The following is a 224-nucleotide window of genomic DNA, read 5'->3' as shown; positions in this document are numbered from 1 at the left end:
GGCGGCTACCAGGTGCTTCAGGGTCTGTATGCCATCGGTTCCGGCGGATTATTCGGCAAAGGGCTGGGCGAGAGCCTCCAGAAGCTGGGATTTGTACCCGAGGCGCAGAATGATATGATTTTTTCTATTATCTGTGAGGAACTTGGTTTATTCGGGGCAATCTCCCTGATCCTGATCTTTATGTTTATGATTTACCGGTTCATGGTGATTGCGGGCAATGCCCC

The 224-nt window shown here is 50.9% G+C and carries 1 protein-coding gene; it reads left to right on the top strand.

The window, feature by feature from the left end; translation table 11 throughout:
• Positions 1-224 (top strand): FtsW/RodA/SpoVE family cell cycle protein (locus tag HJV72_RS19105; protein WP_208073456.1); only part of this gene is annotated, 224 nt, incomplete at both ends.

The sequence above is a fragment of the Extibacter sp. GGCC_0201 genome, assembly GCF_017566055.1.
Classification (GTDB): domain Bacteria; phylum Bacillota; class Clostridia; order Lachnospirales; family Lachnospiraceae; genus Extibacter.
The sequence above is the reverse complement of the archived record's forward strand: the minus strand, read 5'-3'. Positions and strand labels throughout refer to the sequence as shown.